3 protein-coding genes are annotated in these 1812 nt (G+C 25.1%); 1 reads left to right on the top strand and 2 read right to left on the bottom strand.

The window, feature by feature from the left end; translation table 4 throughout:
* Positions 1-28: 28 nt before the first annotated feature.
* Positions 29-865: an IS3 family transposase gene (locus TS70_RS06435; RefSeq protein ID WP_308699461.1), complete on the bottom strand. Its 837-nt coding sequence runs from the start codon at positions 863-865 to the stop codon at positions 29-31.
* The gene (locus TS70_RS06440; RefSeq protein ID WP_198049770.1) at positions 862-1137 is read right to left on the bottom strand and encodes a transposase; all 276 of its coding nucleotides are present in this window, start codon (positions 1135-1137) and stop codon (positions 862-864) included. Before TS70_RS06440 ends, TS70_RS06435 begins: the two co-directional genes overlap by 4 nt.
* Before the next feature lie 134 nt (positions 1138-1271).
* Between TS70_RS06440 and TS70_RS06445 the strand changes: the two genes are divergently transcribed.
* On the top strand, positions 1272-1812 hold a 541-nt coding region (locus TS70_RS06445), incomplete at its 3' end, for a hypothetical protein (RefSeq protein ID WP_198049771.1).

Consider the following 1812-nt stretch of genomic DNA (forward strand, 5'->3'; position numbering starts at 1 on the left):
GGAATGGCAAGGGTTTTTTGGACAAATTTTATNTAGAGTAAAGATTTTTATATTNAATTGGTGTTAAATAATTTAGTTTGCTATGAATTCGAACATTGTTGTATCAATTAACATAGTCAAATAATTCTAATTTAAATTGTTCAATACTTTTAAATATTCTATTTTTAATTAATTCCGTTTTTAAAATCTTATACGTTGATTCAGCAACTGCATTATCATAAGGACAACCTGGTTTACTATAAGACTTTGCTATATTGTTTTTAGATAAAAGATTGTAAATAATATTGTTGTTAAATTCACTACCTTGATCAGTATGAAATATTTTAGTATTATTTAAAGAAAAATTAAGTTTTTTAAAAGTATTTTCAACTAATACAGCATTTTTATAAGCGCTAACATCGTAACTAATAATTTCACGATTAAATAAATCAATTAGAAAACAAACATAATATCATTGATTTCTAACTTGGACGTATGTTAAATCACTGACAACAACTTCATGTAGTTTATAATTATTAAACTCTTGATTTAACAAATTATGATATTTGTATGTAACATTTTTATTGCTTTGATGTTTATATTTAAGCTTTGTATAATTTGAAATTAGATTATATTTTTTCATTATTTTGCTGATTTTTATTCGTGATAGTATAATATTTTCTTGTTTTAACATAATTTTAATTTTTCTTGTCCCATAGTTTCTGCGGCTTTTTAAGAAAATCCTGATAATAACATTATCAATAATATCGTTTGAACTAGGATTGTTTGATTTTAATTGATAATAAAACGTTGATCTTGCAATTTTTAAGATTTTGCATAAATTAGTAATTGGATATTTTTCTTTGCTATTTTTAATAATTACTATTTTTTGCCTATTATCAGTGTGGCTTGCTTTAAAATATCATTTTCCATTCGTAACTGCTTATTTTCTTTTTCCAAAGCAATTAATTTATTTTCTTCAGCAGAACGATTATCTTTAGCTTTAAATGAACCAGAATTATTGAATTCATGAACTAATTTTCAAATAGTAGATTTACCAATTTGATAATCATTAGCTATTTCATTAGTTGTTTTACCAGATTGGTAAAGGCTAACAATTTGTTTTTTAAATTCATCAGTATAATGATTTTTTGTCATAAATATTTTCTCCTACTTAATTTAATTATAATCTTTACTCTACATTATTGTTGTCCAATTTATCTTAACCCATCCAATTAATTTAGAAAAATAAATTAAATATAAATAAAAATGAATAGTAAGGAGTTGGTGTTATGGGTGAGTTAGAAAAAATATTGTTGATGATAAATCGTTGAGGATATTTAAATTTAGAACAAGTTGCTTTGTTGATACAAAAATCATTTATAAGTGCTAAGCGAATTTTAGAACGAAATTTAAAAAAAGGGTTTTATAAAATAGACCAGCATACAAGAAAAAATATTTATTATCTCTCTCATAAGGGTAATTCTTTTGTTGGCCGAGAGCATAAAAAATCAATTAAGATAAATTGTTATGAAATGTCCCACCAAGACATGTTAATCAAATGACTTGTTGCACAAAGTGATATTGAACACTATCAAACTGAGCGGGAGTTAAAAATGGAAAATGGTAATCTTAACGCCTACCCCGATTTAATTGTTTACAAAAATGACAGGACAATTAAATTAGTCGAATTTGAGCGAACGCGTAAAACTCCAAAGCGGTTTAGAAAAAAACTTGATGGTCTCCGCAAATACTATAAAGACAACTATCAAGTCCATTGAATTACCCCTACCCAAACACTCGCCAATTGAATTGAAAAACAAATCAATAACT

It is taken from the genome of Spiroplasma sp. hyd1, assembly GCF_016082235.1.
Lineage (GTDB): Bacteria > Bacillota_I > Bacilli_A > Mycoplasmatales > Mycoplasmataceae > Spiroplasma > Spiroplasma poulsonii.